18 protein-coding genes are annotated in these 26,995 nt (G+C 52.1%); 12 read left to right on the plus strand and 6 right to left on the minus strand.

The genetic code is table 11. The features are described from left to right. Positions 1 to 81 precede the first annotated feature (81 nt). Complete coding sequence (locus ABD843_RS12585; protein ID WP_345083677.1) at positions 82 to 2,481, plus strand: ribonucleoside-diphosphate reductase subunit alpha; 2,400 nt, start codon at positions 82 to 84, stop codon at positions 2,479 to 2,481. Positions 2,482 to 2,571: 90 nt separating this feature from the next. Here ABD843_RS12585 and ABD843_RS12590 read toward each other — a convergent pair whose 3' ends face one another. Beyond that, entirely contained in the window at positions 2,572 to 4,488 is a 1,917-nt protein-coding gene (locus ABD843_RS12590) for an adenylate/guanylate cyclase domain-containing protein (RefSeq protein ID WP_345083679.1), read from the minus strand. Between the two features lie 270 nt (positions 4,489 to 4,758). Here ABD843_RS12590 and ABD843_RS12595 point away from each other — a divergent pair, with 270 nt between their 5' ends. Then, entirely contained in the window at positions 4,759 to 8,505 is a 3,747-nt protein-coding gene (locus ABD843_RS12595; protein ID WP_345083681.1) for an SNF2-related protein, read from the plus strand. A 191-nt stretch (positions 8,506 to 8,696) separates the two neighbouring features. Continuing rightward, a complete protein-coding gene (locus ABD843_RS12600) occupies positions 8,697 to 10,202 on the plus strand; it encodes a fibronectin type III domain-containing protein (protein WP_345083683.1) in 1,506 nt (501 codons plus the stop codon). A gap of 24 nt (positions 10,203 to 10,226) precedes the next feature. Here ABD843_RS12600 and ABD843_RS12605 read toward each other — a convergent pair whose 3' ends face one another. Next, on the minus strand, positions 10,227 to 11,081 hold the full coding sequence (locus tag ABD843_RS12605) for a DUF3658 domain-containing protein (RefSeq protein ID WP_345083685.1): 855 nt from the start codon (positions 11,079 to 11,081) through the stop codon (positions 10,227 to 10,229). 700 nt (positions 11,082 to 11,781) lie between these two features. Between ABD843_RS12605 and ABD843_RS12610 the strand changes: the two genes are divergently transcribed. From ABD843_RS12610 to ABD843_RS12630, 5 genes are all read left to right on the plus strand, one after another. Continuing rightward, positions 11,782 to 12,405, plus strand: a complete 624-nt coding sequence (locus ABD843_RS12610; protein ID WP_345083687.1) for an AIPR family protein — start codon at positions 11,782 to 11,784, stop codon at positions 12,403 to 12,405. 38 nt (positions 12,406 to 12,443) lie between these two features. Then, a complete protein-coding gene (locus tag ABD843_RS12615) occupies positions 12,444 to 12,953 on the plus strand; it encodes a hypothetical protein (protein ID WP_345083689.1) in 510 nt (169 codons plus the stop codon). Positions 12,954 to 13,085: 132 nt separating this feature from the next. After that, a complete protein-coding gene (locus tag ABD843_RS12620) occupies positions 13,086 to 15,602 on the plus strand; it encodes a DNA gyrase/topoisomerase IV subunit A (RefSeq protein WP_345083691.1) in 2,517 nt (838 codons plus the stop codon). A 170-nt stretch (positions 15,603 to 15,772) separates the two neighbouring features. Beyond that, positions 15,773 to 16,384, plus strand: a complete 612-nt coding sequence (locus tag ABD843_RS12625) for a bifunctional nuclease family protein (protein ID WP_345083693.1) — start codon at positions 15,773 to 15,775, stop codon at positions 16,382 to 16,384. A 36-nt stretch (positions 16,385 to 16,420) separates the two neighbouring features. Further along, positions 16,421 to 17,995: an ArnT family glycosyltransferase gene (locus ABD843_RS12630; RefSeq protein WP_345083695.1), complete on the plus strand. Its 1,575-nt coding sequence runs from the start codon at positions 16,421 to 16,423 to the stop codon at positions 17,993 to 17,995. Positions 17,996 to 18,041: 46 nt separating this feature from the next. Here ABD843_RS12630 and ABD843_RS12635 read toward each other — a convergent pair whose 3' ends face one another. The 3 genes from ABD843_RS12635 to ABD843_RS12645 are packed head-to-tail and all read right to left on the minus strand — an operon-like array spanning position 18,042 to position 19,885. Continuing rightward, on the minus strand, positions 18,042 to 18,617 hold the full coding sequence (locus ABD843_RS12635) for a phosphatase PAP2 family protein (protein WP_345083697.1): 576 nt from the start codon (positions 18,615 to 18,617) through the stop codon (positions 18,042 to 18,044). After that, positions 18,610 to 19,344, minus strand: a complete 735-nt coding sequence (locus ABD843_RS12640; RefSeq protein ID WP_345083699.1) for a class I SAM-dependent methyltransferase — start codon at positions 19,342 to 19,344, stop codon at positions 18,610 to 18,612. The genes ABD843_RS12635 and ABD843_RS12640 overlap by 8 nt, the downstream gene beginning before the upstream one ends. Positions 19,345 to 19,384: 40 nt before the next feature. Then, the gene (locus ABD843_RS12645) at positions 19,385 to 19,885 is read right to left on the minus strand and encodes a hypothetical protein (protein ID WP_345083701.1); all 501 of its coding nucleotides are present in this window, start codon (positions 19,883 to 19,885) and stop codon (positions 19,385 to 19,387) included. Between the two features lie 288 nt (positions 19,886 to 20,173). Between ABD843_RS12645 and ABD843_RS12650 the strand changes: the two genes are divergently transcribed. From ABD843_RS12650 to ABD843_RS12665, 4 genes are all read left to right on the plus strand, one after another. Then, the gene (locus ABD843_RS12650; protein WP_345083703.1) at positions 20,174 to 21,043 is read left to right on the plus strand and encodes a DUF58 domain-containing protein; all 870 of its coding nucleotides are present in this window, start codon (positions 20,174 to 20,176) and stop codon (positions 21,041 to 21,043) included. An 84-nt stretch (positions 21,044 to 21,127) separates the two neighbouring features. Then, positions 21,128 to 22,072 carry a hypothetical protein gene (locus tag ABD843_RS12655; RefSeq protein ID WP_345083705.1) on the plus strand — a complete coding sequence of 315 codons (945 nt, stop codon included), beginning with the start codon at positions 21,128 to 21,130 and terminating at the stop codon, positions 22,070 to 22,072. Beyond that, positions 22,069 to 23,091, plus strand: coding sequence for a vWA domain-containing protein (locus ABD843_RS12660; RefSeq protein ID WP_345083706.1), 1,023 nt, complete (start codon positions 22,069 to 22,071; stop codon positions 23,089 to 23,091). The genes ABD843_RS12655 and ABD843_RS12660 overlap by 4 nt, the downstream gene beginning before the upstream one ends. 448 nt (positions 23,092 to 23,539) lie before the next feature. Further along, positions 23,540 to 26,071: a zinc-dependent metalloprotease gene (locus ABD843_RS12665; protein ID WP_345083708.1), complete on the plus strand. Its 2,532-nt coding sequence runs from the start codon at positions 23,540 to 23,542 to the stop codon at positions 26,069 to 26,071. Positions 26,072 to 26,423: 352 nt separating this feature from the next. Here the strand turns inward: ABD843_RS12665 and ABD843_RS12670 are convergent, their stop codons facing one another. Next, entirely contained in the window at positions 26,424 to 26,966 is a 543-nt protein-coding gene (locus tag ABD843_RS12670; protein WP_345083710.1) for a hypothetical protein, read from the minus strand. Between the last annotated feature and the right edge of the window lie 29 nt (positions 26,967 to 26,995).

A 26,995-nucleotide genomic window follows, 5' to 3' on the forward strand; every position in this document is an offset into this window, starting at 1 on the left:
ACCTTTTACCTTATTACCCTTTTAACTAATTGACTCTGTAACTAAAGCAACGACAAACTAACCTTATAAAATACGAACGCTATGTATGTAATAAAAAGGAACGGTAAAAAAGAGAGCGTAAAGTTCGACAAGATAACGGCGCGTATAGAGAAGCTGTCTTACAGCCTGAACAAGGCCGTGAACGTGATAGATGTGGCCAAGAAGGTGATAGAGGGCATATACGACGGTGTGACCACCACCGAGCTGGATAACCTGGCTGCAGAGACCGCGGCATCGCTTACTATAAAGCATCCCGATTATGCGTTGCTGGCAAGCCGCATAGCTATAAGCAACCTGCACAAGAACACTACAAAGTCGTTCTCGGAAACGATGCGCCAGCTATACAACTATACCGATGATACCAATGGCCGCCGCATGCCGCTGCTGGCCGATGATGTGGCGCAGATAATAGAGGACAATGCCGAGCTGCTGGACAGCTCTATAATATACGACCGCGATTTCGGTTTCGATTATTTCGGTTTCAAGACCATAGAGAAATCTTACCTGCTGCGCCTGAATGGCAAGGTGGTAGAGCGCCCGCAGCATATGTATATGCGCGTGGCCATAGGCATACACAAAGAAGACATACAGGCCGCCATAGAGACGTATAACCTGATGAGCGAGCGCTGGTTCACGCATGCTACGCCTACACTGTTCAATGCAGGTACGCCCAAGCCGCAGATGTCATCGTGCTTCCTCCTTACCATGAAGGATGACAGCATAGACGGCATATACGATACGCTGAAGCAGACCGCCAAGATATCGCAGAGTGCAGGTGGTATAGGCCTGGCGATACACAATGTGCGTGCAACAGGCAGCTACATAGGTGGCACCAATGGTACCAGCAACGGCCTGATACCGATGCTGCGCGTATTCAACGATACGGCCCGCTATGTGGACCAGGGCGGTGGCAAGCGCAAGGGCGCATTCGCCATATACCTGGAGCCCTGGCATGCCGATGTGTTCGACTTCCTGGACATTCGCAAGAACCATGGTAAGGAAGAGCTGCGCGCCCGCGACCTATTCAACGCATTGTGGATCCCCGACCTGTTCATGAAGAGGGTAGAGGAGAACGGCGACTGGAGCCTGTTCTGCCCCAATGAGGCTCCCGGCCTGTCGGAGTGTTTCGGTGCAGAGTTCGAGGCGCTGTATGCACAGTACGAGGCAGAAGGCCGCCAGCGCAAGACCATAAAGGCGCAGGAGCTGTGGTTCGCCATAGTGGAGGCGCAGATAGAGACAGGTACGCCCTACCTGCTGTACAAAGATGCCGCCAATGGGAAGAGCAACCAGCAGAACCTGGGCACCATAAAGAGCAGCAACCTTTGCACAGAGATAATAGAATACACCAGCCCCGATGAGGTGGCCGTGTGCAACCTGGCATCTATAGCGCTGCCAAGATTCGTGCAGGATGGCAAGTTCAACTTCGATAAGCTGTACGAGGTGACCTACCACATAACCTGCAACCTGAACAAGATAATAGATGGCAACTACTACCCTGTAGAAGAGGCCCGCAACTCTAACATGCGCCACCGCCCCGTGGGTCTGGGCGTACAGGGCCTGGCCGATGTGTTCATACTGATGCGCCTGCCCTTTGAGAGCGATATGGCCAAGCTGCTGAACAAGAACATCTTCGAGACCATATACTTTGCCGCTATGACGGCCAGTAAGGATCTGGCGAAGAAAGATGGCGCATATGAGACCTTCGCAGGTTCTCCGTTATCGAAGGGTATCTTCCAGTTCGATATGTGGAACGTGCAGCCTTCGGACCGCTACGACTGGGATGCACTGCGCGCAGAGGTAATGAAGCATGGCGCGCGCAACTCGCTGCTGGTAGCGCCAATGCCTACCGCATCTACATCGCAGATACTGGGCAATAACGAGTGTTTCGAGCCGTATACTTCCAACATCTATACACGCCGTGTACTGAGTGGTGAGTTCATAATAGTGAACAAGCACCTGCTGAAAGACCTTGCAGAGCTGGGCCTGTGGAACAACACCATGAAGAACAAGATAATAGCTGCCAACGGATCGGTACAGCACATAACGGAGATACCAGCTCATATAAAAGAGCTGTACAAGACCGTATGGGAGATAAAGCAGCGCAACCTGATAGATATGGCCGCCGACAGGGGCGCCTATATATGCCAGTCGCAGTCGCTGAACCTGTTCGTAGATACGCCTACTATGGCCAAGCTGACCTCTATGCACTTCTACGCATGGAAGAAGGGCCTGAAGACAGGTATGTACTACCTGCGCACACAGGCGGCCACACAGGCGGTACAGTTCACCGTAGAGAAGCAGGCCAGCAACGATATAGAGCCTGTGATACCCTCTACCGAGACCAAGGCCGACAGCGCCAACGAGATAGACGACATAACAACAGAGTACAATACCGGTGCGGTATGCACCATGCAGGAAGGCTGCATCACCTGCAGCTCGTAGTAAATAAGTAATAGAATAGTTCTTTTGCCGCTATCTGTGCAGCGTTCCTTTCCAGGAATGTGGCACAGATAGCTTTTTTTATGGACCTGCTCAGGCGGTAGCGCCCTTTTCGGCCACTACATAGTACATCTTCATGGCGCCCTTGTTCTTTACCAGCATCTGGCCGCGGTAAGTACATTCGAAGCGGTCTTTTATAAGCTCGTAGGTGCTTTCCGATATGTTCACATGGTCGGCCTCGCTGTTCTGCTCCATGCGGGCGGCCGTGTTCACTGTGTCGCCCCATATATCGTAGGCAAATTTCTTCACGCCCACTATACCTGCCACTACGCTGCCACTGTTCACCCCTATGCGTACAGAGAAGGTGCGGTCGCCAAGCTGCTCCTTCCGTGCCTGCATGAAGGTGCATATCTCCAGCGCGGCGCGTACCACGTTCTGTGCATGCTGCGCATCGCGGCGGGGCACGCCGCCTACGGCAAGGTAGGCATCGCCTATGGTCTTTATCTTCTCTATGTTGTACTTTCCCATTATGGCATCGAAGGCCTCGAAACAGGCGTGCAGCTCGTTGATGAGCTCGCGCGGAGTCATATGTTCCCCTGCGCGGGTAAAGCCCACGAAATCGGTGAATATGACCGTCACATCATCGAAGTAGGTGACCTCGGTAGTGCCCTTGGTCTTCAGCTCTGATGCCACGGTCTCGGGCAGTATGTTCAGCAGCAGCTTGTCCGAGCGTTTGCGTTCGCGGCCTATGAAGGCGATGATGATGAGCAGGCCCGCTATGCCTGCTATATAGAATATCCTTTCGTTCTGCTTCTTCTCTACGGCCAGCTTGTCCAGGTCTATTTCCTTATCCTTCAGCGCTATCTCGTACTGCGCCTGCACATTAAAGAGCTTTACCTTGTTCTCAGAGTCGAACAGGGAATCCCTGATGGCCGTGTACTTCAACTGGTATTCCAGTGCGGGTTTGCACAAGCCCTGCATAGCGTATACCTCTGACAGGCGAGGGTAGAACTCTACCAGCGCGCCGGTATTGCCCGTCTCCTGGCACAGGTCTATGCTGTTGTGCAGGTATTCGGCGGCTTTTTTCAGCAGCAGGGCATTTCCCTGTGGTATCAGGCTGTCGCGGGGTACTGCCCTGGGGTCTTTGGCTATGGCCAGGTATGCAGAGCCTATATTGCCCATGGCGGCTTCTTCGCCATGCTGGTTGCCAAGCGCTACATTCATGCGTAGCGAGCGGAAGTAGTGTATAAGGGCCAAAGAGTATTCCTTTATACCCATGTAGGCGCTGCCGGCATTGCCACATACATAGGCTATATCGTATGTTTTGCCCATTCTTTCGAAAATGGCCAGCGCCTTCCGGTAGTGCTTCAGCGCCTCGGCATGATCGTGCTGGCCCAGGTGTACATTGCCCATGCTGGCATTCACCCGGCCTATGGCCGCGCTATCGCCCAGCGCTGCATACAGGTCCTCGCCTTTGCGTAGGTATTGCATGGCCCTCACGCGGTCTTTTTGTGTGCCGTATATATCGCCTATGCGCACCAATGTCTTTGCTGCATTTTCCTTGTTGCCCGCCTCGTTGTACAGGTCGCCCGCTTTCAGCAGGTAGTCGAGCGCCGATGCAAGGTCGCCCTGGAAGAAATACACATCGCCGGCGCCGGCATAGTTATCGGCCAGCATTTTCTTATCGCCTTCCTCTTGCCATATCTCTATGGCCTTGTTGTAATATTCTGCAGACAGGCGAAGGTCGTTCTTCACATAGTAGCTGGCGGCGAGCGAGCTGTTGGCATAGGCTATGCCACGCACCCATTGCAGTTTTGTGGCCAGTACCAGCTGTGCGCTGGAATATTTGATGCCCGTATCGGGTTCTATGCGGTCGTAGGCATGGGCCAGTTGGCCCAGCAGCACTACTTTGTTCGTGTCTTCTTTGGCTTTGGTCAGTTTTTTCAGCAGTTGCTCTACCTGGGCACTTCCGCCGTCCCATGCCGGGGCAGACCAGTAGAGTAAGGTCATACAACACACCATCAGGGGCAGGCGTAGCGTTGCGTTACATCTTCTTTTCAAACTATCTATAATTCTGTTCCAGCTATAAAGTTATGGTTCATAACGATCTGCTGTGTGTTTTTGGTCAATGTCCTTTTCGAGTTATTATATATGTAAATGTGCGCATATGCATAAGTGGAGGAAGGTATGTTAACATACATTTACAACGATCTGTACATCCTTCTTCTCTTTTTTCTCTACTTTTGTAGCTTGCCTTTTTTGAACCTGTAGCCGGGAAGAATGTCGTTACCGCCAATACTCAGATATGTATATAATCATGGCACCGAAGAGGTGATACGCCGTGGCAAGAAGATCTTCTATACATCGGGAGTACAAATGCTGGATGTGGACCACCTGCTGGAGCAGGTGCGGTTTCGTGTGCGTAACGACCTGTACCAGAACTACTATACGGTAACGGTAAATAAATACCTGCAGCCCAAGGACCTGGCAGTGCGCTGCCAGTGCCCCTACAACCTGGGCGAGATATGCAGGCACGAGGTGGCGGCCCTTTTTCAGCTGAACGATATATTGCAGAGCGGCTTCTTTGAGAACGTGAACATTGTTTACGAGCAGAAGCACACCATAGTGCGCATGAGGCAGGTGAGCCGCCAGATGCTGCAACTGTTCACCGCCGCAGTATCGCTGGAAAAGGCCGAGATGATAGCCAATGGCGACAGGGCCATCATCATCACCAACAAGAACGGCAATATAGAGGCCAAAGTGCCCGATGAGAGCGGGGAGATATACCGCGTGACCATAAAGCAGAACGAAGAGCGGTATTTCGATACCTCTTGCGGGTGCAGCGAGAGCACGCACCCGCTGTGTGTGCATAAGGCAGCACTCTTTCTGCAGGTACTGAAGAATTTCGGGGCCAATCATTTCCAGTCCATACAGAACTGGGACATACAGAAGAACAAGCTGCTGGAGCAATATGGCTACAGCCTGAACGATGACCTGACAGGCAAGTTCGAGTTCATATACCAGGACAATAAACCTTTTCTGCGCGTACTGGACCCTTCTATAAAGAAGGTGGGCGCGCAGGGTAGGCCGGTGGCCGCACCCGTGCAAGTGCAGGTAGCGGCACCTGTGCAGGTACAGGAAGATAAACGCCTGGGTGTGGTGTTCGACACCTCGCGTACTTCGTTCCCCTTTGTAGATGTGCTGCTGGTGGCCGGAGAGGCCACTGAGGAAGGGACCGACCTGGCGAAGGGCATAGAAAAGCTGGAGCTGGACCAGTATGTGAACCCCATGCGCTTTGTGGCAGAGGACCGCGACCTGCTGCCGGTGGTGCGCAAATTCCAGTCGGAAGAGCTGCTGCGCTACCTGAAAAAAACGCTGCCCTTCGGCGACCTGCTGCATGACTATGGCAGCCTGCTGAAAGATATTCCGCAGGAAGAAGTGCGCACGCAGGCATGGGAATACCTGCTGCCCAAGTACCAGAAACTGCTGGACCGTTATAACAACCACCCCTTCCTGTACATGAGGAAGCCAGGTAAAACGTTGTCGTCGCAGACGCTGGAGGCTGTAGCCTTCTCTTCTGCGCATGCGCATCCGCAGCTGGTGGTAAGGAAAGATGGGGATGACCATATAGTAGAGCTGGAATGGAACATAGATAACCGTGCAGTACCTTACAATAAGGTAACGGTGATAAACCCTGCCCTGCTGCAGTACGAGAATAGCCTGTATGCCCTTGGAGACCTGCAGGAAATAGCCATTGCAGAACGCTTTGAGCCGGAGGGATACATGAAGGTGCCCGCAAGCAAATGGAACACTTTCCTGGAAAGTGAGCTGATGCAGTGGAGCAACCTTATATATGTGCATTTCTCTGAAGAACTGGTAGAACATGTACACAAGGCCATCACCCGCTACAGGCTGTACCTGTATGAGCGCGAGCAGACACTGATACTGGCGCCTGCCTTCCTGTATGGTGATGTGGAGGTGAAGCCGTCTTACTTTGGCGATGTGATACAGCCGCGCAATGGCATAGTGACCATAATGAAGCGCAACGAGCAGGCCGAGCGGGAATACATGGACCTGCTGCGCACACTGCATACCGATATAGTTTTCAATAAGAAGGATGATGTGTTCTTCCTGCCGGGCTCGGCAGTGCTTACCAACAACTGGTTCTTCCGGTTCGTGGATGTGATGCGCGAGCAGGATGTAGAGCTGCTGGGCATGGAAGGGCTGAAGAACCTGCGCGTGAATACCCACAAGCCGCAGACCCAGATACAGGTGAGCAGTGGCATAGACTGGTTCGATGCATCGGTAGAGCTCACCTTTGGCGACCAGCGGGTATCGATAATAGATGTGAAAAAGGCGCTTACCCAGCGGCAGAACTTTGTGCGCCTGAGCGATGGCTCGCTGGGCCTACTGCCAGAGGAGTGGCTGAAGAAATACAGCCTGCTACTGAAGGTGGGCGAGGCCAAAGGCGGTAAGGTGCGCCTGAAGAAATTCCATTACAATGTGCTGGAAGAGCTGCTGGGCGAGATAAAGGAAGAGGCCCTGATAGAGGACCTGGAGGTGAAGAAGGACAAGCTGGAGCGAATACTGAGCAACGACTTCTCAAATATAGCGCCGCCGGAGCACCTGACGGCCACACTGAGGCCATACCAGCTGGCGGGTTTCCAATGGCTCATTTTCCTGAACGAAGCAGGGTGGGGTGGTATACTGGCCGATGATATGGGTCTTGGTAAGACCATACAGACACTTGCTTTCTTCCAGCATTACAAGAACCATCACCCCGATGCTATATTCATGGTGGTATGCCCTACCACGCTGATGTATAACTGGGAGAACGAAATAAAGAAATTCACCCCGGAGCTTACCCATGTCATACACCATGGCCCGAAGCGCAATGCCGCACCGGCCTCGTACAAGGGTATAGACATCATCATTACCACTTACGGCACTATGCGCAGCGATATCAAAGGCCTGCGCGAGATAGCGTTCGACTATGTGGTACTGGATGAGTCGCAATCGATAAAGAACCCGCAATCGCAGGTGGCGAAGGCATCGCTGCTGCTGAATAGCAGGAACCGGCTGGCCCTGAGCGGTACGCCCGTGCAGAACAACACCTTCGACCTGTATGCGCAGATGAACTTCCTGAATCCCGGTATGCTGGGCAGCCGCGAGTTCTTCATGAGCGAGTTCGCTACACCTATAGACAAGTTCATGGAAGACGAGGTGAAGCAGCAGTTGCGCAAGCTTACGCACCCCTTTCTGCTGCGACGCACCAAGGAGCAGGTGGCAAAAGACCTGCCCGAAAAAACAGAGACCATCCTCTACTGCGAGATGGGAACAGAGCAGCGCCGCATATACGATGCCTACCGCAATACCTACCGCTCGCAGATACTGGGCATGATAGAAGAGCAGGGCATGGAACGCTCGCAGATGCACATATTGCAGGGCCTTACCAAGCTGCGCCAGATATGCGACTCGCCTGCCATACTGAACGAGAGTGAGCGTTTTCATAACTACTCGGTGAAGCTGGACGAACTGAGCCGCGAGATAACCGAGAACGTGGGCGACCACAAGGTGCTAGTGTTCTCGCAGTTCCTGGGTATGCTGGGCCTCATACGGCAAAAGCTCACCGAGGAGAAGATAAGCCATGTGTACTTCGACGGCAGCAGCTCATCGGCCGAGCGCGAGCGGGCCATCACCGAGTTCCAGAACAACCACGATTGCCGTGTGTTCCTCATATCGCTGAAGGCGGGTGGTATAGGTCTGAACCTTACCGCTGCCGACTATGTGTATATAGTAGACCCATGGTGGAACCCCGCTGTAGAACAGCAGGCCATAGACCGTACCCACCGTATAGGGCAAACAAAGAACATTTTTGCCTACCGCCTTATATGCAAGGATACACTGGAAGAGAAAATGCTGCAGCTGCAGGAGCGCAAACGTGCGCTGGCGGCAGAGCTGGTGTCTGATGACAATGCATTCATGAAACGCCTTACGAAGGATGATATAGCCTTCCTTTTCAGCTAATGCCATTGCATTTCTGTAAATGCGAAGTTGTGCGCCCGTTTTTTTACTATTTTTGAGTATATTATATATGCAGCGCCAGCAGCGCCTGTAGCATATGTGACGAATGGCTTTGTGCAGTAAGGGCAGGCTGGCCATGACCCCTTGTTGCTGACCGAAGCGTTCATTGTTGACCCAGGTATCTCAGCTATTCTATGAAGACCATTATTGGCATTTTATCTCTGCTCCTGTTCAGTTCCATTTCATTCGCACAGGAGAATATCGTGAACCTGATGGCGCAAAGCCCCGACGGCAAGACCGTAAAACTGGTATGGTTCTTCAATTCGGTACAGATGGATATGTCGGGTTTCGACATAAAAAGGAAGGACGGCCTGGGCGACTGGAAGAAGCTCAACTCTGCCCCGCTGATGCCGGGCATATCTTTGAAAAAAGACCTGATACCTGCAGGGCCTGATGGGATAGAGATAGCCAGGGTGAAGGAAAAGCTGAAAGACCTGCTGAAGAACGGCTCTGTGCAGGAATACAGCTATCCTGCATTTATGGCCAGGTGGAAGGCCGGAGACAAAGCCATACAGGACATCTTCATGCTGGCCGAGCTGGACTTCGATGTGTCGCTGATGAGCGGCTTCGGCTTCGTGGACCGCACCGTAACACAGAGGATAGACTACCAGTATGGCCTGTTCGTACATGGTACCAATGTGCAACTGGCGCAGGTAAGCTGGAACTATGGCGAGATACCCGATCTGAATGTGGTGCAGGACATCACATCGCGCGTGGACCCCGGTACCAGCAGGGGGGTACACCTGGTATGGAATGCCGATATGGACAAGGTAAAGGCCGGGTATGTGACAGGCTTCAACATCTATAAGCGTGGCATACGCCTCAACGACCGTCCCATTGCAGTGGCCGAGGGCAAAGGTAGGGCGTCAGAGTTCGAATGGCTGGATAAGACCGGCTCTGCTACCACTATGGACCAGTACAGCATCAGCGCGCAATCATTGTTCGGTATAGAAGGTATCATCAGGTCTTACACCTTTCACCCGCACGAGCACCCGGCCGAATACAAGAAGCCTATCGTTACCAACCTTACATCGCTGGGGTACTACTTCAAAGACGGTATGAGCATAGAGTGGAGCTTCCCGCCGGAGTATGAACGATTCATAAAGGGGTTCTATGTAGAGAAGGATAATATGCCTGCGGGCTATATGCGCACATCGGCATTGCTGAACCGGGCTACGAGGTCGTATATAGACAGGTCGGGCTCGCAGGCCAACTATTATATAAGGGTGCGTGTAGTGGCCATATACGAGGACCGCAGCGTGATAAACGGTGTAGAGCGCCTTTTCAATTACTTCCCTTCGCCGGAGGCGCCCAAGCCGCACAATACGGTGATAAAGGCGGTGATGGATAATAACAGGCGGCAGATGCTGCATATATCGTGGGACCCGCCAATAAACGGCGACAACACTACACACCACTACAGGCTGTACCAGTACGATGCCCTGAATGATAAGTTCGTGCTGCAGGCCGATGACCTGCCGTTAAGGCCTGCCATGTACAAACTGCCGGTACCACAGGGTAATGGCGGCAGCTACAAATTCTATGTAGTGGCTGTGAACAAGGCAGGTACCGAAAGCATGCCCGGCGATGTGGCCACCTGGCAACCCACTACCACCGACCAGGTGTCGCAGGGCAGGTGATGCGCTATATATCTGCATAGCAGATCATCCGTTGCCTTCTACCGGCTGCACGCCTTCTGTAACGAAGTCCAGCTCGCCGCTGGGTATCTTCACGTCGAAGTCCTTTAGTCCCTTTGTGGTATCGCCCTGTATGCGCAGGCGGTCGGTAGCGGCCATTTCGCGCAGGCGCCAGCCCAGGTACAGGTCGCCGGTGGGTATGTTGTGTTTGGCCATGGCCTGGTTCACCACCTTCGATGCCTTCTGGAACTGCTGTGTGCAGAAGCCGAACAGCAGGGTATCGTAATGCTCTGCCGGCCGCGATGCTATGCGTTTTGCGCCTTCCAGCGTGCGTATGGCGCCGTTCTCGTTCACCAGCTTGCGCCACTCTTCGCCATCGGTCTCTATTTCGGCATAGGATACCTGGCGGGCCAGGCGTTTTGCTTTCACTATCTCTTTGGGGCGCAGCTCGCTTATGTTCTTTGGGTAGAATACCTTGCCGTTCTCATCGAGGAAGGGCAGGCCGGCTATGTTGACCACAAAGAAGCGGCCGGGATATTTGCCCAGGTATTTCGTGGTCCACAGTAGGGTGCATATATCGGCGGGCCAGGGAGCTATCCATACCCATGCTTTTATGTCTTCGTTGGCGGCCATGGCGGCGCTCACCTGTAGCAGTCGCTCGGTATCATCTACCTGTATGGGGCTTTTGTCGCTTACTACTACCTGCTGCCAGAATGCGCTGCGGAGGTCGGAGAACTTTTGGCCATCCTCGGTCTTCTGTATGGGGCCCAGGTTCAGCAGGTCTCTTATCACTACTATCTCGCCTTCCAGTTCGGGGGTGGTGGTCATTGCCTCGGCCAGCGGTGCGGCTGCCATATCGCCTATCACTATGTGGTATATCATGCGCCTGTATACTTAGTGCGGCAAAAATAACGAGACGGCAGCAAATACGCCCGGCGAGCTATTAGTACTATGTGGATAACGGGGGAACCTTGATCCACAGGATGTAAGGAAGACAGAAGGTATAAATGCGCATTTTTGACGGAAATTTTTTGTGGGAGGGTGTTTTTATTGGCTATCAATATGTTATAGCGGTTTTCGCCTCATTTCATGCACATTTTGTGTCGGTATTATGTACCTGAAATGTACATTTTGTGTACCTAAAATGTCGGTCTGTGTCGGTTTTATGTCGGTCGATAAGCCCCTCCCGGCCCTGCCTCCCAGCAGGCAGGCTCTCCCAAAGGGGGGAGATGGTATGTTGAGCGCTGTAGATGTAGTAGAAATGTCTTTATGCAGGTATATGTACATTTTGTGCAGGTGCGGGCCACTTTAAGGATGGTAGGTGGCACCTGTAACAAATATGGGGTATGGGTGGGAAGTGGCCAAAATAATGTGAGATGATGTGCAGGAAAGTGCACATGATGGGTGAACCTTGATGCGTCCGCCATTGCCTGCGGCTTTGGCGGACGAGGAAGGATGTAAGGATGGGCGTGGTGTGTGTTTTCGCAGATCGGAGATCTGGTGCCGCTGCGACGTAGTCGGAGACTACGCCGAACGGAGAACAATATTAGCAATCAGGCCAGAAGAATATAAATTGCCGAATATGCCCAAAGCATTTTATATCCTTACTCCTGTTGAGCAATTATACAAAATGTACAACGAGGCTAAAGAAAGGGAATATCCACTTTTTGAGGCAAACATAAGAGAGTATTTGGGTCGAAATGCGATTAATAAAGGAATTATTGAAACATTAAAGCACCCCCAGGATCGAAGCAATTTTTTCTATTATAATAATGGAGTTACGATAGTTTGTAACAACGTAAAAACTGCGGCAAATTCTAATCAAATTGAAGTGATAAAACCGCAGATAGTTAATGGGTGTCAAACTGTAAATTCTATCAATGAGGTTTTAAGCACCTATACGCATGAGGATATTACCAAAGAGTTCAGCGGAACTTTTGTTATGGTAAAAATATTGCAAGTTGTTGAGACGAAACAATCTTTCTATAGAGACGTAGTGAAGTATACCAACAAACAAAATTCTATTAATGAAAATGTTTTCGGAGGTAAAACAGATTTGTTTGTCAGAGTTCAAAAAGAATTTAAAGAGCGAGGATTTTTATTATTAATAAAACCGAGTGATAAAAATACATTTTCATCCGAGTATTGTACAAAAGAGAAGCTAAATGAATTATTAAAACTCGCGAATGGGTTTTCAAAAAGATAAGCATAGATTTTACGGAATTAAGCGATTTATTCGTTCCGTTGGACAAATTGTTACAGGTTTATCTAGCCTTTATCAAAGACGGCCATCTTGCTTATACAAAGAAAAACGCAGTACTAAAGGAAACAACTGACATATATAAAGGTTATTCCTTAAAAGTAAATCAGTACTTGACATGTGATAATTTAATTCGATTATATTTGATTTACTTACGCGCAGAAAGAGAACGTGCAACAAGTGACGATAAGAGAACTCCTATACCTTATTACGTTATTGGATTTTTTGGGCACTTCATTAATAATAAGGAAAATAGTAATAATGTCATTGAGAACATTTTTGAGGAAAAAAATAGTCTTTTTGAATCATTTTATAGATACCTGTGTAAGCTAACCAAACAGTACAAGAAAAATCATCCGGAACAGGAATATAATACATTAATTAAGAAACCAATAGACAAGGTTATTTTAGCTAAGCAAATAGACGATTTGAACGATATATTATTAGACGCAGATCCAAATTTGAAGAACTTTTTTGCTGAGATTTCGAAGTAGGTTTTTTAAGCTTAACTCTTTTGTGGATAACTTCCCTGCACCTATCCCCGACAATAGATATTTTTGTTGGGTCGTAATGGGTGTGGCAGGAACTACCGGCTCGCGACCTACGACTCATGACTCACGACTACGATGGAAGAGCAGGATATGTTCGCCGGGCAGGGCTCGGCAATGATCAATGAGATGTACCAGAACTGGTTTCTGGATTATGCCAGCTATGTGATACTGGAGCGTGCGGTGCCGGCCGTAGAGGACGGCCTGAAGCCGGTGCAGCGTCGCATACTGCATGCGATGAAGGAGATGGATGATGGCCGCTTCAACAAGGTGGCCAATATAATAGGGCAGAGCATGCAGTACCACCCGCATGGCGATGCATCGATAGGGGATGCCATAGTAGGCCTGGGCCAGAAAGACCTGCTGATAGAGACACAGGGTAACTGGGGCGATGTGCGCACGGGCGACAGCGCTGCGGCTGCGCGATATATAGAGGCGCGCCTGTCGAAATTCGCACTGGAGGTGGCCTTCAATGCCAAGACGACGGAGTGGCAACTGAGCTATGACGGCAGGAAGAACGAGCCGGTGACGCTGCCCATGAAGTTCCCCCTACTGCTGGCACAGGGTACGGAGGGGATAGCTGTGGGCCTGAGCACCAAGATATTGCCCCACAACTTCTGCGAGATAATAGATGCGGCCATAAAGCACCTGAAAGGCAGGAAATTCGAGCTGTTCCCCGATTTTCTGACGGGGGGCATGATAGATGTGAGCAACTATAACGATGGCGCGCGCGGCGGCAAGGTGCGCGTAAGGGCAAGGATAGAGGAGGTGGACAAGAAGTCGCTGGTGATAAAGGATGTGCCGTATGGCATCACCACATCGTCGCTGGTAGATAGTATACTGAAAGCCAATGACTCGGGGAAGATCAAGATAAAGAGCGTGACCGATAATACGGCCAAGGATGTGGAGTTGATGGTGCAACTGGCTCCCGGTGTATCGACCAACCAGACAATAGATGCGCTGTATGCCTTTACAGATTGCGAAATAAGCATATCGCCGAACGCATGTATCATCATAGACGATAGGCCGCACTTCGTGGGGGCGTCGGACCTGCTGAAACACTCGGTGCAGCATACGAAGGCCCTGCTGCTGCGCGAGCTGGAAATAAAGCTGGGCGAACTGGAGGACGACTGGCATTATTCGTCGCTGGAGAAGATATTCATAGAGAAGCGCATATACCGCGACATAGAGGAGCAGACCACCTGGGAAGGTGTGATAGCAGCCATAGATAAGGGATTGAAGTCCTATAAAAAGCTATTCCGCAGGGAGATAACGCAGGAAGATATAGTGCGCCTGACGGAAATAAGGATAAAGAGGATAAGTAAGTATGACTCCTTCAAGGCCGATGAGCACATAAAGGGTGTGGAGGCCAGCATAGAGGAGGTAAAGGGCAACATAGCCAACCTGAACGACTTTGCGATACGCTACTACGAGAACCTGCTGAAGAAATATGGCAAGGGCAGGGAGCGCAAAACAGAGATACGCCCCTTTGAGACCATACAGGCCACGGTGGTGGCGATAGCCAATACTAAGCTGTATGTGAACTATAAGGAGGGCTTCATAGGTACGGGACTGAAGAAGGATGAATTCGCCTTCGACTGCTCGGACCTGGACCATATAATTGCCTTCAGGAGGGATGGGAAGATGACGGTGACGAAGGTGGCCGACAAGACCTTTGTGGGCAAGGACATCATACATATAGCTGTTTTCCAGAAGAACGACGAGCGCACCACATACAATATGATGTATATGGATGGCAAGACGGGTATCACCTACGCCAAGCGCTTTAACGTGACGGGCGTGACACGAGATAAGGAGTACGACCTGAGCCGCGGCAACCCGGGCAGCAAGGTACACTACCTGACGGCCAACCCGAACGGCGAGGCCGAATCGGTGACGGTGACACTGCTGCCGAGCAGCAAGGCAAGGACGAAGACATTCGACTACTACTTTGAGGAACTGGAGATAAAGGGGCGCAGCGCCATGGGCAACCAGGTGACGAAGTACCCTGTGCGCGGTGTGCGGCTGAAGGAGAAGGGCCGATCGACCCTATCGGCGCCGCAGATATGGTATGACGACAGTGTGGGCAGGCTGAACAAGGACGGGCACGGTATGGTGCTGGGCCGGTTCGACGAGACAGACCGCATAATAGTATTCTACAAGGATGGAACGTACGAGGTGACGAGCTTTGACATAACCAACAGGTATGATGCGGATAATGTGGTGCTGATAGACAAGTTCCACCCGGAAAAGGTAGTGACGGCTATATACTTTGATGCAAAGAACAAGCAGTTCAACGTGAAGCGTTTTGTGATAGAGAGCCAGACACTAAAGAGCAGGTATACCTTTATAAAGGATGGCGAGGGCAACTACCTGGAACTGGTGACCCTGCAACAGGAACCCGTGGTGATAGTGCGTACCGGCAAGAAGAAGACAGAGCTGAAGGAGGAGATAGTGGCCCTGCACGAGACAGTAGATATAACCGGCTGGAAGACGGTAGGCAGCTACCTGGCGGCAGACGATATGAAGGAGCTGTCGCTGCTGCCCGATGCGGGCGAGGATGCGTCGCAGCGAGAGGCGCCGACCTTGTTCTAAGTGCGGAGGAACAGAAGGGGAGATGGGGAGTGAGCACAGGAAAAACAGTGCGGGCAAGCAGTAGATGTAAGCTAGGATAGTTGTAAGGTGTTTCTTTACAAAATTGATTACCTTCACACATATTTTGAACCCTGCCATAAAAGCAGGGTAATGTAAGCTGTATACGCTCAATGAAAAAGGTAGAACTCGAGATAGTTGCATTGTCTCACAGCATCACACAGACCCATTCTTATGCAGTAGTGCTTGGCGAGGTGGATGGCATGCGCCGGCTGCCGATAGTGATAGGAGGTTTTGAGGCGCAGGCGATAGCCGTGGCACTGGAACGTATGCAGCCCAGCAGGCCGCTGACACATGACCTTTTCGCAAATTTCATGGAGACCTTCAGTATAGAACTGACGGAGGTGATCATCTACAAGCTGGAGGAAGGCGTGTTCTTTGCGAAGCTGATATGCCGCAACAGCGATATAATAACCGAGATAGACTCGCGCACATCGGACGCACTGGCACTGGCCGTGCGTGCCAATTGCCGTATATATACCTATGAGAACATCATAGATGCCGCAGGGCTGTACCTGGAGAACGAAGAGAGCGTAGAGCCTGCCGCTAATGAGGCCGCCAAGGCGGCAGATGTGCCGGTGAGTAACAAGAGCAAGACCGATCCCGACATGAAGAACATGTCTCTGGACGAGCTGAACAAGCTGCTGCAGACCGTGCTGGAGCAGGAAGATTATGTACGCGCCATACATATACGAGACGAGATAAACAGCCGCAGGAAGAAATAAGCTGCGGCTTCAGCCCCCTTTCAATGCCCACACCTTATGGCTGGTAGCTTCAAAGACAGATGGCCTTTACTGGTAGTGCTGTGTGTCTTTGTGGCGCTGAAGATCCCTCATTTATCGCACCCTTATTACTGGGATGAGAGCTGGCCCTATGCCACCGCCATAAAGGCGCTGCACGACCATGGCATCAGCCTGATGCCCAATGCCATAGATCCCGAGATATCGCGCGGGCACCCGCTTTTTTTTCATGCCCTGGGCGCTGCGTGGATGAAGGTCTTCGGCCCGTCGCATGTATCCATGCATTCCTTTGCGCTGGTTATATCGCTGCTGTTCCTGTGGCTGGTGTATGAGGCTGGCCTGCGGCTGTTCAACATGCGTGTGGCGGTGATGGCGTTGGTGCTGGTGGCATCGCAGGAGCTTTTCTTTGTACAATCATCGATGGTATTGCTGGAGATGCTGGTGGCTTTACTGGGCTTTGCTGCTATGTACTACTATGTAAGGGCGCGGTATGTGCTGGCTTCGTTGTGCCTGGCCATGCTGTTCTATACCAAGGAGAGCGGCCTGATAGTGGGCTTTGTGCTGGGTATAGATGCATTGACAGGCCTGTGGCGCGGGCGGGAGCACCGTAAAGATACCATAGCGCGTATACTGTGCGTGGGCATACCCACGGTATTGGCGGGCGTTTTCTTCCTGCTGAACAAGCTGCTGCATGGGTGGTATATTTTTCCATTCTATGCCAGCATCATGGAAAGGCGGTGGGACGTGCTATGGTACAGGTTCCACATAGGGTGTGTGAGCGATGAGCTGTATACCAGCTATAAATACATCTATTACCTGCTGCTGGCCATACTGGCGACAATAACAGCTATCAGATACCGGAAATGGCGCTACCTGAGCATACTGCTGCTGGTGGTGCTGGTCTTTTACATGGTGAACGATATGCGTACCGGGCGGCTGATGCCCAGTGTGCCTTTCTTTATTGTCTTTAGTGCATCGTGGGGGTTTGTGGTATGGCAGTATGCGCACCGGTCGGTATTTGCGCAGATGCAGCAGCGCAGGATGCTGGTGCTGACGGGAGGGCTGGTGTTCTGTTTCATGCTGTATTCTACCTTCAACTACTATACCTACAGGTATATGCTGCTGTCTATAATTCCCATGCTGTTCATAGCTGCAGCATTGTTCGATCATTTTGCGGGTATGCTGCACAGGAGCGTGTATTATCTGTGTTTCGTGGTGTTCGGTATCACATCTTATGTGGCGTACAGCACCAATGAGGGTTTCGGTGATGACGACCTCGGCGCTTATGACGGTATGGATGTGCAGCAGCATGTGGTAGATGTGCTGGAGAAGGGTGGATATTACGATAGCAATGTAGGTACAGCGTCGTTCGTATCGCGGCAGCACCTGCTGGATCCTGCTACGGGTTACCTGGGGGGACAAAGGACGTTCCGCACGGTGCGCTGGGATATAGACGAAAGAACGGACATTGCCGTATTTACCAATATAGAGCCCGATGGCAGGCGCGAAGTGATAATGAAGGACCCTGCGTACGAGCTGATGGACAGATATGAGAAAGGCAGGGTGTGGAGCGAGATATACCGCAGGAGGAGGTAAGCCCCCTCCCGACCTCCCCCAAGGGGAGGAGATAGGATGCCCGTATCTATGTCAGCTTCAGTTTCCTGTTGAATATGGTGCCGGTGAGCATGCCGATGCATACACCAAGTATGCCGCCGCAAAATACATCGAGCGGGTAGTGGACGCCTACATATACCTGGGCATAGGCTACTATGGTGGCCCAGAGGAGGGCTGCGGGCCATACCCAGCGGGCAAAGCGCCCGAGCGTGATGCCAGTAAAAATGGCCAATGCAAAGTGATTGGTGGCGTGTGATGACGGGAAACTCTTGCCCCCGCCGCAAGGCACTATGATGTGTACTATACCTGAAAAATAAGGGTCGTTGCAGGGGCGTATGCGGCCAAAGAGCGGCTTGAGCAGGGAGGCGCTCACCTGGTCGCCGATACCGAAGGTGATGAGAAATGTGGCGCACCACAGCCAGCCATTGCGCCCGAACCTGCGCGGCATGAACAGCAGCAGGAACAGGTAGAGGGGCGACCAGGTCCACTGGTTACGGATGAAGGGCATGACCACATCAAGAACGTCGTTGTGCCAGCGCACATTGAGGTAACCCCACACCATGTGGTCTACCTGCAATATCTTTTCTACGAGGGCGTTAGCCATTTTTCTTTTTGAAGATCATGATGAGGCGGGGTGAGTCGGCAGGATGATAGGAATCGAGCATATAGTTTCCGAAGGTGCCTACCAGCGACATGCCGGCAGTACGGAACATGTGCGTGAAATCGGCCAGGGAGAAGGCCGCCACGCTTTCGGTATAGTGCTTTGGCTTGCCATCGGCATCCTGGAAGCGGATGTCCTTTATAAAATGGTTGCGCACGAAGCTGCGCACTATATGAAAATTGTAATTGCCCCTGTTTATGGTCTCTTCGGGTACAAGATTGGCATGTACGAATTCGGGGTTCAGGTAATCTATGACCAATAGGCCACCCGGTCTTAGTGCGCCCGCGAAGGTCTTGGCGGCCAGTATGTGGTCGCGGTCGTGGGCGAAGTAGCCGAAGCTGGTAAAGAAATTGAACGCCAGATCGAAGTAATTGGTGTAGAACGGCAGCCGCATATCGTGTACGAAGAAATGCAGGTGGTCGTCCTCGAAAGCCTTGGCGGCCGTGATGCTGGCGCGCGATATATCGATGCCTGTGACCTCATAGCCATGTTCGGCCAGTTGACGGGCAAAGCGGCCAGAGCCACAGGCTATATCCAGCATGCGGCAGCCGGGCTGGGGCTGCAGGTATGCCAGCAATTCTTCTACGAATTCCTGCGCTTCCAGCTCGTCCCTGTTCTGGTACAGTATCTTATAATAAGGGGAGTCGAACCAATTCTCGAACCAATCCATTGAGTGTATCAAATGATCTGCGCTCAAAAGTAGTGCATTATTACCTGAATGATATATTGCAGCGGTTGTAGAATTCGCGGATGGGCCCGGATACACTATCTAGTCCGGCCTCTATGCGCCATTTGTACTCTACACCATCTATGCGCGCCCTTATATCGGCATAGCCGGCATCGGGCAGCTCTGTACCGATGGTAGTATTGTTGAGCGCCTTTAGTTCGGTGGGTATGGAGTGAGGAAGGTCGGCCACGCTATTGTATTGGTCCTCGGGGCATCGGGTATTGAAATCGAACTGATCGAGACCGGGAGGTGGGGCCTGCATGCGCTGTGTGGCATCTTTGCGAAGCTGGCCATTGTTGACAAGGAAGTAATTGGCATGGGCGTCGGGAGTGGTAAAACCACCCAGGCGGCCATATATGAAATGGTCGCCGAGAATGGGGTAGCGACCCGTGGGCTTGTGACAGGCAGAGAATACCATGCCGCAGACAAGCAGCACTATAGCTATGAGCGAGATGCGGAACCGGGATGAGCCTATGAGTGGCATGAAGGGGCTTGTATATATAGAACCAAGTAAAGTTATGGAAAAGTATACGATGTATGTGGTGGGCGGACAGGCACCCCTCCCCGGCCCTCCCCCGAGGGGAGGGAGCGCCAATGTCCGCGCACTAGCGCGGGAGTTATGAGCACAGGAGATATGCGAACGACCGAAATGCACACCAGCATTTTTGCCGGGCGCAGGATCTTTAGAAAATTTTAAGTAAAGGCATTCACTCTGATAGGGTGTAACAATTATTTTTGCGATATAACATCTATACCGGGTGCAAAGAAAGCAATGACCACTGCAGAGATACTAAAGAAGGTAAGAAGGATAGAGATAAAGACGAAAGGCCTGAGCAACCACATTTTCGCCGGGGAGTATCATTCCACTTTCAAGGGCAGGGGTATGTCGTTCAGCGAGGTGAGGGAGTATATGCCGGGAGATGATGTGAAATTCATAGACTGGAACGTGACGGCCCGTTTCTCGCATCCCTTCGTGAAGGTATTCGAGGAGGAGCGTGAGCTGATATTGATGCTGCTGGTGGATATAAGCAACAGTTCGCTCTTTGGCACCCACAAGCAGGCGAAACGTGACCTGATGACGGAGCTGGGTGCAGTGCTGGCTTTCTCTGCCACCACCAATAATGATAAGGTGGGTGTCATCTTCTTCAGCGACAAAGTGGAGAAATACATACCGCCCAAGAAGGGCAAGGGGCATATATTGCGCATCATTCGCGAGCTGATAACGCTGGAGCCTTCGGGAAGCGGCGGGGGGACGAATGTGGGCCTGGCGCTGGAGTTTCTGAACAATGTGATGAAGAAGCGCTCGATAACGTTCTTGCTGAGCGACCTGGTGAGCACACCATATGAGCAGGCGCTGCAATTGGCCGCCCGCAAGCACGACCTGGTGGGTATACACATATACGACAAGCACGACAAGGAGCTGCCACAGGCCGGGCTGATACAGGTAATGGATGCCGAAACGGGCAGGACACAGTGGATAGATACCGACGACAGGGGGGTAAGAATGCACTACGGCATGGCATTCGACAATAAGTATAAATATAGTGTGCAGGCCTTCAGGAAGAGTGGAGCATCGCTGCTGCATGTGCGTACCGATGAGGACCATGTGAAGGTGCTACAAGGCTACTTCAAGGGAAGGTGAGCTGAGGAGATCATAACTAACAAGCAAAAAACAGGAGTATAAAAGATGTGGCCGGTAAGGACATATGGGTATAAATGGCGGGCAATGTGCCAGGCGGCGCTACTGGTAGTGCTGCTGCTGGCGGGTGTAAGCCCGGCATATGCGCAGCCCGATGCAACGGTGAACACGCGGCTGGATGTACGGCAGATAATGGTGGGCGACCAGGCGCGCCTTTTCATAGAGGTAAAGAACAAGCCGGCGCTGGGTACGCTGTACTGGGCAAAGATACCCGACACCTTCAACAAGCTGGAGGTAGTGGAGCGCGGCAAGATAGATACCCTGGTGGCGGGTGATGTGGTGACGTACAAGCAGCGCCTGTTGGTGACGGGCTTCGATTCGGGCATGTTCCGCATACCATCGTTCTTCTTTCCTATGAGAACACCTGCGGGCGACTCTTTTTATGTACAGACAGACTCCTTCGACCTGCTGGTGCAGACGGTGGCGGTAGATACGACGCAGAACTTCAAACCGATAAAGAGCATCATTTATGTAAAGCCATCGTGGCTGGACCATATATGGTACATAGTAGGCGCGCTGGCGCTGATAGTGATAACAGCACTGGTGATAGTGTACCTGGTAAAGAACAAAAAGCCCGCACCCGTAGTACCCGAGGGCCCGAAAGAGACCCTGCAGCAGCACAGCCTGCGCATGCTGAACGAACTGGAGGCAAAACAGCTATGGCAGAACCAACAGGTAAAGGAATACTACTCTGAGCTGACGGACATAGTGCGCAACTATATAGAGGCCCGCTTTGCTACGCCTGCCATGGAGCTGACCACCGACGAGCTGCTGCACAAGGCACAGATGCACCGAGACCTGATGCCGTACTACGGCATACTATCGACCATTCTGCACACGGCCGACCTTGCGAAATTTGCGAAGGCGCAGCCTCTGCCGCAGGAGCATACCGATGCCATAGATAAGGCCAGGCAGCTTGTGGTAAGCTCTACACCTGTCATTACCGAACCCCCAACCGAAAAGACGATATGAGGCAACTGATGGATCTGGAACATATGAGCTTTGCGCATCCGTGGTTCTTCCTGTTGCTGCTGGTAGTGCCGCTGATGATATGGTGGCAACTGAGGGGGCGCAGGAACGAACAGCCTGTGATGAGGCTGACGAGCCTGAGCGGGCTGGTACTGCCGCATGGCGGTACAAAGGCACGCTACAGGCCGGTGCTCTTTGTGCTGCGGGTGATAAGCGTGCTGATGCTGATAATAGCCCTGGCGCGCCCGCAGAGCAGCAATACTACCGAGAACGTGGACAGCGATGGTATAGACATAGTGCTGTGCATGGACATATCGGGCAGTATGCTGGCAGAGGACTTTAAACCGAACCGCATGGAGGCGGCCAAGAAGCAGGCTCTGAGTTTTATAGACGAGCGCACCACCGACCGTATAGGACTGGTGGTGTTCGCAGGGGAGAGCTTTACTCTTTGCCCCATAACCATAGACCATAATGTACTGAAGACACAGGTGGCGCGTATAGAAAGCTCGCTGCTGACGACATCGGGCACGGCCATAGGATCGGGGCTGGCGTCGGCGGTGGGTAGCTTGCGGCCGGCAAAGGGGAAAAGCAAGGTAGTGATACTGATGACGGATGGTACCAATAATGTGAACGGTGGTACCACGCTGGACCCTGCCACTGCCACAGAGATAGCCAAGCTATATGGCGTGAGGGTATACGCCATAGCCATAGGCACTATGGGGCAGGCCCTGATACCCGTACCTACACCTACAGGCGTACAGAAAATGATGATGCCTACCGATGTGGACGAACCACTGCTGAAGCGCATAGCTGCGGCCACGAACGGCAAGTTCTACAGGGCTACGGGCAACAGGTCGCTGGCGGACATATACAAAGACATAGACCAGCTAGAGCGTACGAAGGTGAGCATTACTTCTTACAAGCACTATGCAGAGCTTTTCTTCCCGTTTGCGATGGTGGCCGTGATATGCCTGGCGCTGGAGATGATACTGCGCTATACGGTATTCAGGAGTGTGACCTGATGTGCGCTTTGCTATTTCCCATTGGGTGCATTTCAACCCTTCGCATAATACTATCAGTAATAATACCCGCGCGGGTATTATACCTACCCTTAAGAAGCCCCACCCGACCTCCCCAAAGGGGAGGAGATGGACCGCGGCTTGTTACTCATATGCAAAATGCAAGAAGTAGAAGTGACATAATGGTGCCAGATAATACCTGCGCGAAAACGTGGACGTAGTATCTCCTCCCCTTTGGGGAGGTCGGGTGGGGCTTCCGGTGAACCGTGTAGGCGATAGGCAGGGTGAGGCTGACGATGCTAAGTTTTGAAATGCACCTTTCCCATTCTGTTACTATCCTCCCGCATTTTTAACCGAAGGGCAACTTGAGGGGTATTTTTTATGGAATGTGGCCAAAAATGGCCCATACTTCTTACTTTACATACCCGATAATACTGTTATTCATTAGTTTATGAAAAAGAAACATCTGCTGTTACTGCCCATAGTGGCCATATCGCTGGCGGCCACGGCCAAGAACAAAAAGCACAAACATAAGGGCGGCGATGCCACGTCCGCTGCACCGAAGGCGGACTCGAGCTCATCGAAGAAAGGGCCCAAGCCTTATAACAAGGTGATAACCGACAAGGCGGTATCGAAGCCGGGGCTTTTTACCGTGCACAAGGTAGACGACAAATGGTACTTCGAGATACCTGACTCGCTACTGATGCGCGAGATGATAGTGACCACCCGCTACAGCAAAGTGGCGGGCGGCGGCGGCGTATATGCCGGTGAGATGGAGGGCCGCAAAACGGTACTATGGGAGAAGGGGCCGAACAATAAGCTGTTCCTGCGCGTGGTGACGGTGATAAGCGTGGCCGACTCTACGAACGAGATATACAAGGCCGTGAGCAACTCGAACCTGGACCCTATAGCAGAGGCGTTCGATATAAAGGCTATAGGCAAGGACTCGGCATCGGTGGTGATAGATGTGACGGACTTCTTCAAGGGCGACAACCAGCCTGTGAGCCTGAATGCCATGACCAAGCGCAGGTATAACCTGGCATCGCAGATAGCCGACAGGACCTATATATCCGGCATCAATACTTACCCCATCAATACCGAGGTAAAGGTGGTGCGTACCTTCAACTCTACACCGCCTACAGGGCCGCAACCCAGCGGGCCGGGACAATTTCCCAGTATCACCCTGCCGGCGGCCTATGCCACAGGAGCGGTGACGGTAGAGATGAACAACTCCTTCATACTGCTGCCCAAAATACCTATGCAGAAGCGCCTCTTCGATCCGAGGGTGGGCTTTTTTGCTGATGCCTTTGAAAAATATGATGATAGGCAGCAGAAGGTGGACGACCAGATATTTGCGGTACGCTGGAGGCTGGAGCCAAAGGACGAGGACGTGGAGAAGTGGAAGAGGGGAGAACTGGTAGAGCCGAAGAAACCAATAATATACTACATAGACCCTGCCACTCCCAAGAAGTGGAGGCGGTACCTGATACAGGGCATAAACGACTGGCAGGTGGCCTTTGAGCGGGCGGGTTTCAAGAACGCTATATGGGGCAGGGAGTGGGATGCAAAAGACTCTACGATGAACCTGGAAGATGCGCGGTTCTCGGTAGTGCGCTACCTGCCATCGGACATACCGAATGCGTATGGCCCCAATGTACACGACCCCCGCAGCGGCGAGATAATAGAGAGCCATATAGGCTGGTACCACAACGTGATGAAGCTGGTGCACGACTGGTACTTTGTGCAGGCTGCGGCCGTAGATACGAGGGCCAGGAAAATGGAATTCGATGATGAACTGATGGGGCAACTGATACGTTTCGTATCGTCGCACGAGGTGGGGCATACGCTGGGCCTGCGCCACAATATGGGCAGCAGCAGCCGCACCCCTGTAGAGAAGCTGCGCGACAAGGCATGGGTAGAGGCGCATGGGCATACGGCATCGATAATGGACTATGCGCGCTTCAACTATGTGGCGCAGCCGGGCGATGCGATAAGCGATGCAGGCATGTTTCCCCGCATAGGCGACTATGATAAGTGGGCCATACAGTGGGGCTACAAGGCCACATTTGCCAAAGACGATAAGGAAGACCAGAAGATAGTGAACAAGTGGGTGACGGATAGCCTGAAGGCCAACCCGAGACTGTGGTTCGGAACGGAGACGAACCCCTTCGATCCGCGGTCGCAGACGGAAGACCTGGGCGATAACAGCATGAAGGCCAGTGAATACGGCATTGCCAACCTGAGGCGTATAGTGCCCAAACTGCCCGAATGGACCAGGGAAGAGGCCGATAAGTATGAGAACCTGGCCACCATGTATGGTGCGGCCATAGGCCAGTATGGCAGGTATATGGGCCATGTGGTGAAGAACGTGGGCGGCGTGTACGAGACACCAAAGAGCGTGGAGCAGGAGGGCGAGGATGTGTATGAGCCTACGCCTAAGGAGATACAGAAAGATGCGGTGGCCTTCCTGAACAAGCAACTCTTTGCTACGCCGGAATGGCTGCTGGAGCCCTCTATACTGAACAAGATAAGCAACCCTGTAGCGGCAGAGCAGTTGGGTACGGTGCAGGTGAACATACTGAACAGCCTGCTATCGACCGGGCGACTGAACAGGATGGCGGTGACCACCAACAGGTATGGCGCGAAGAACGTGTATACCATAGATGCCATGATGGAGGATGTGAAGAACGGCATATGGAGCGAGCTGAGCACACGCAAACCCATAGACGGCTACCGCCGCAACCTGCAGAAGGCATATGTAGAGGCCCTGTCGAGGATAATAAACCCCGGAGACCTGTCCCCCAATGCGGTGATAATGAACAATACATGGAATACGGATGCGGTATCGGTGGCGAGGGCGCAACTGGTGATGCTGAAGAAGCAGGTAGATGGCGCTGTAGCAGGTACCAGCGATAAGATGAGCAAGTACCACCTGCAGGATGTATCGGACCGCATAAAGAAGGCGCTGGATCCGAAGAGCTGATAGCGTACCCGATATTAACATTTAGTAAGAAGGGCCCTGCGTATGCGGGCCCTTCTTTGTGTTATAGGCGTCATCGCAAAGGGCGCTAAGGAATGCATTAGGAACACAAAAGGAATGCTGCGTAGGAGGAGAGAACACGGGCTTATTTACCAATGCCTATCCCGGTATTATCTTTTGCCTGGTGACACTTGCAGGGCAAGGAGAATGCCTGAGGTATCTGCCTGTGTGATATAAGTATCGTCATAAAGACAGCAGATAGATGGATACGATGCCTGCACATCGCCGGGGGCTTTGCATAAATAAGAAAGCCGCCCCTGTGGGGCGGCTTTCAGTAAGAAACTTCAGGTGGTGGTTAGAGCTGGTCGTAAACAGGAGCGTCTACGTTGCGGCTAACACCGAAATACTGGTAAGTTTTCCTTTTGTAACCTTTCTTGATATAGATGTCTGTATCGAAGTTGTAATCTTCGGGGATGGTCCTCCATGAACCGCGCTTGGCCTTCCTCCAGCGATATACGCAGAGGGTGTTGGGGCCGCGGCGTGTAAGGGCGTAGAACTGCAGGTGCTTCTGTGTATAGCCGGCCTTCAGCATCTGGTCGTCGCTGAATTCGTCTTCGGCCACAGATATGTGCACGCGAGCTACGGGGTTGAACCAACCATATACGGCAACGCGGTTAGGGCCGGGGTTGCGGTATGCCCAGAAAATGAGCGTCTTATCGCTCCAGCCCCAGTTGATGAGCTGGCCATCCTGATATTCGCCGTCCACGACCGTTGCGTAATCATCGTTCTGTGGTATATACCAGGAAAAAACGCGCACAAGGTCTTCCTGTGCAAAGGTCTTGAAACTTAAAAAGGTCGCTGCGAATAGTGTGGTTACTAAGACTATGGTTCTTTTCATGTTTAATTTGTTTTCAAAATCGAACCCAA

Origin of the sequence: Nemorincola caseinilytica, assembly GCF_039540515.1 — a bacterium.
Taxonomy (GTDB): domain Bacteria; phylum Bacteroidota; class Bacteroidia; order Chitinophagales; family Chitinophagaceae; genus Nemorincola; species Nemorincola caseinilytica.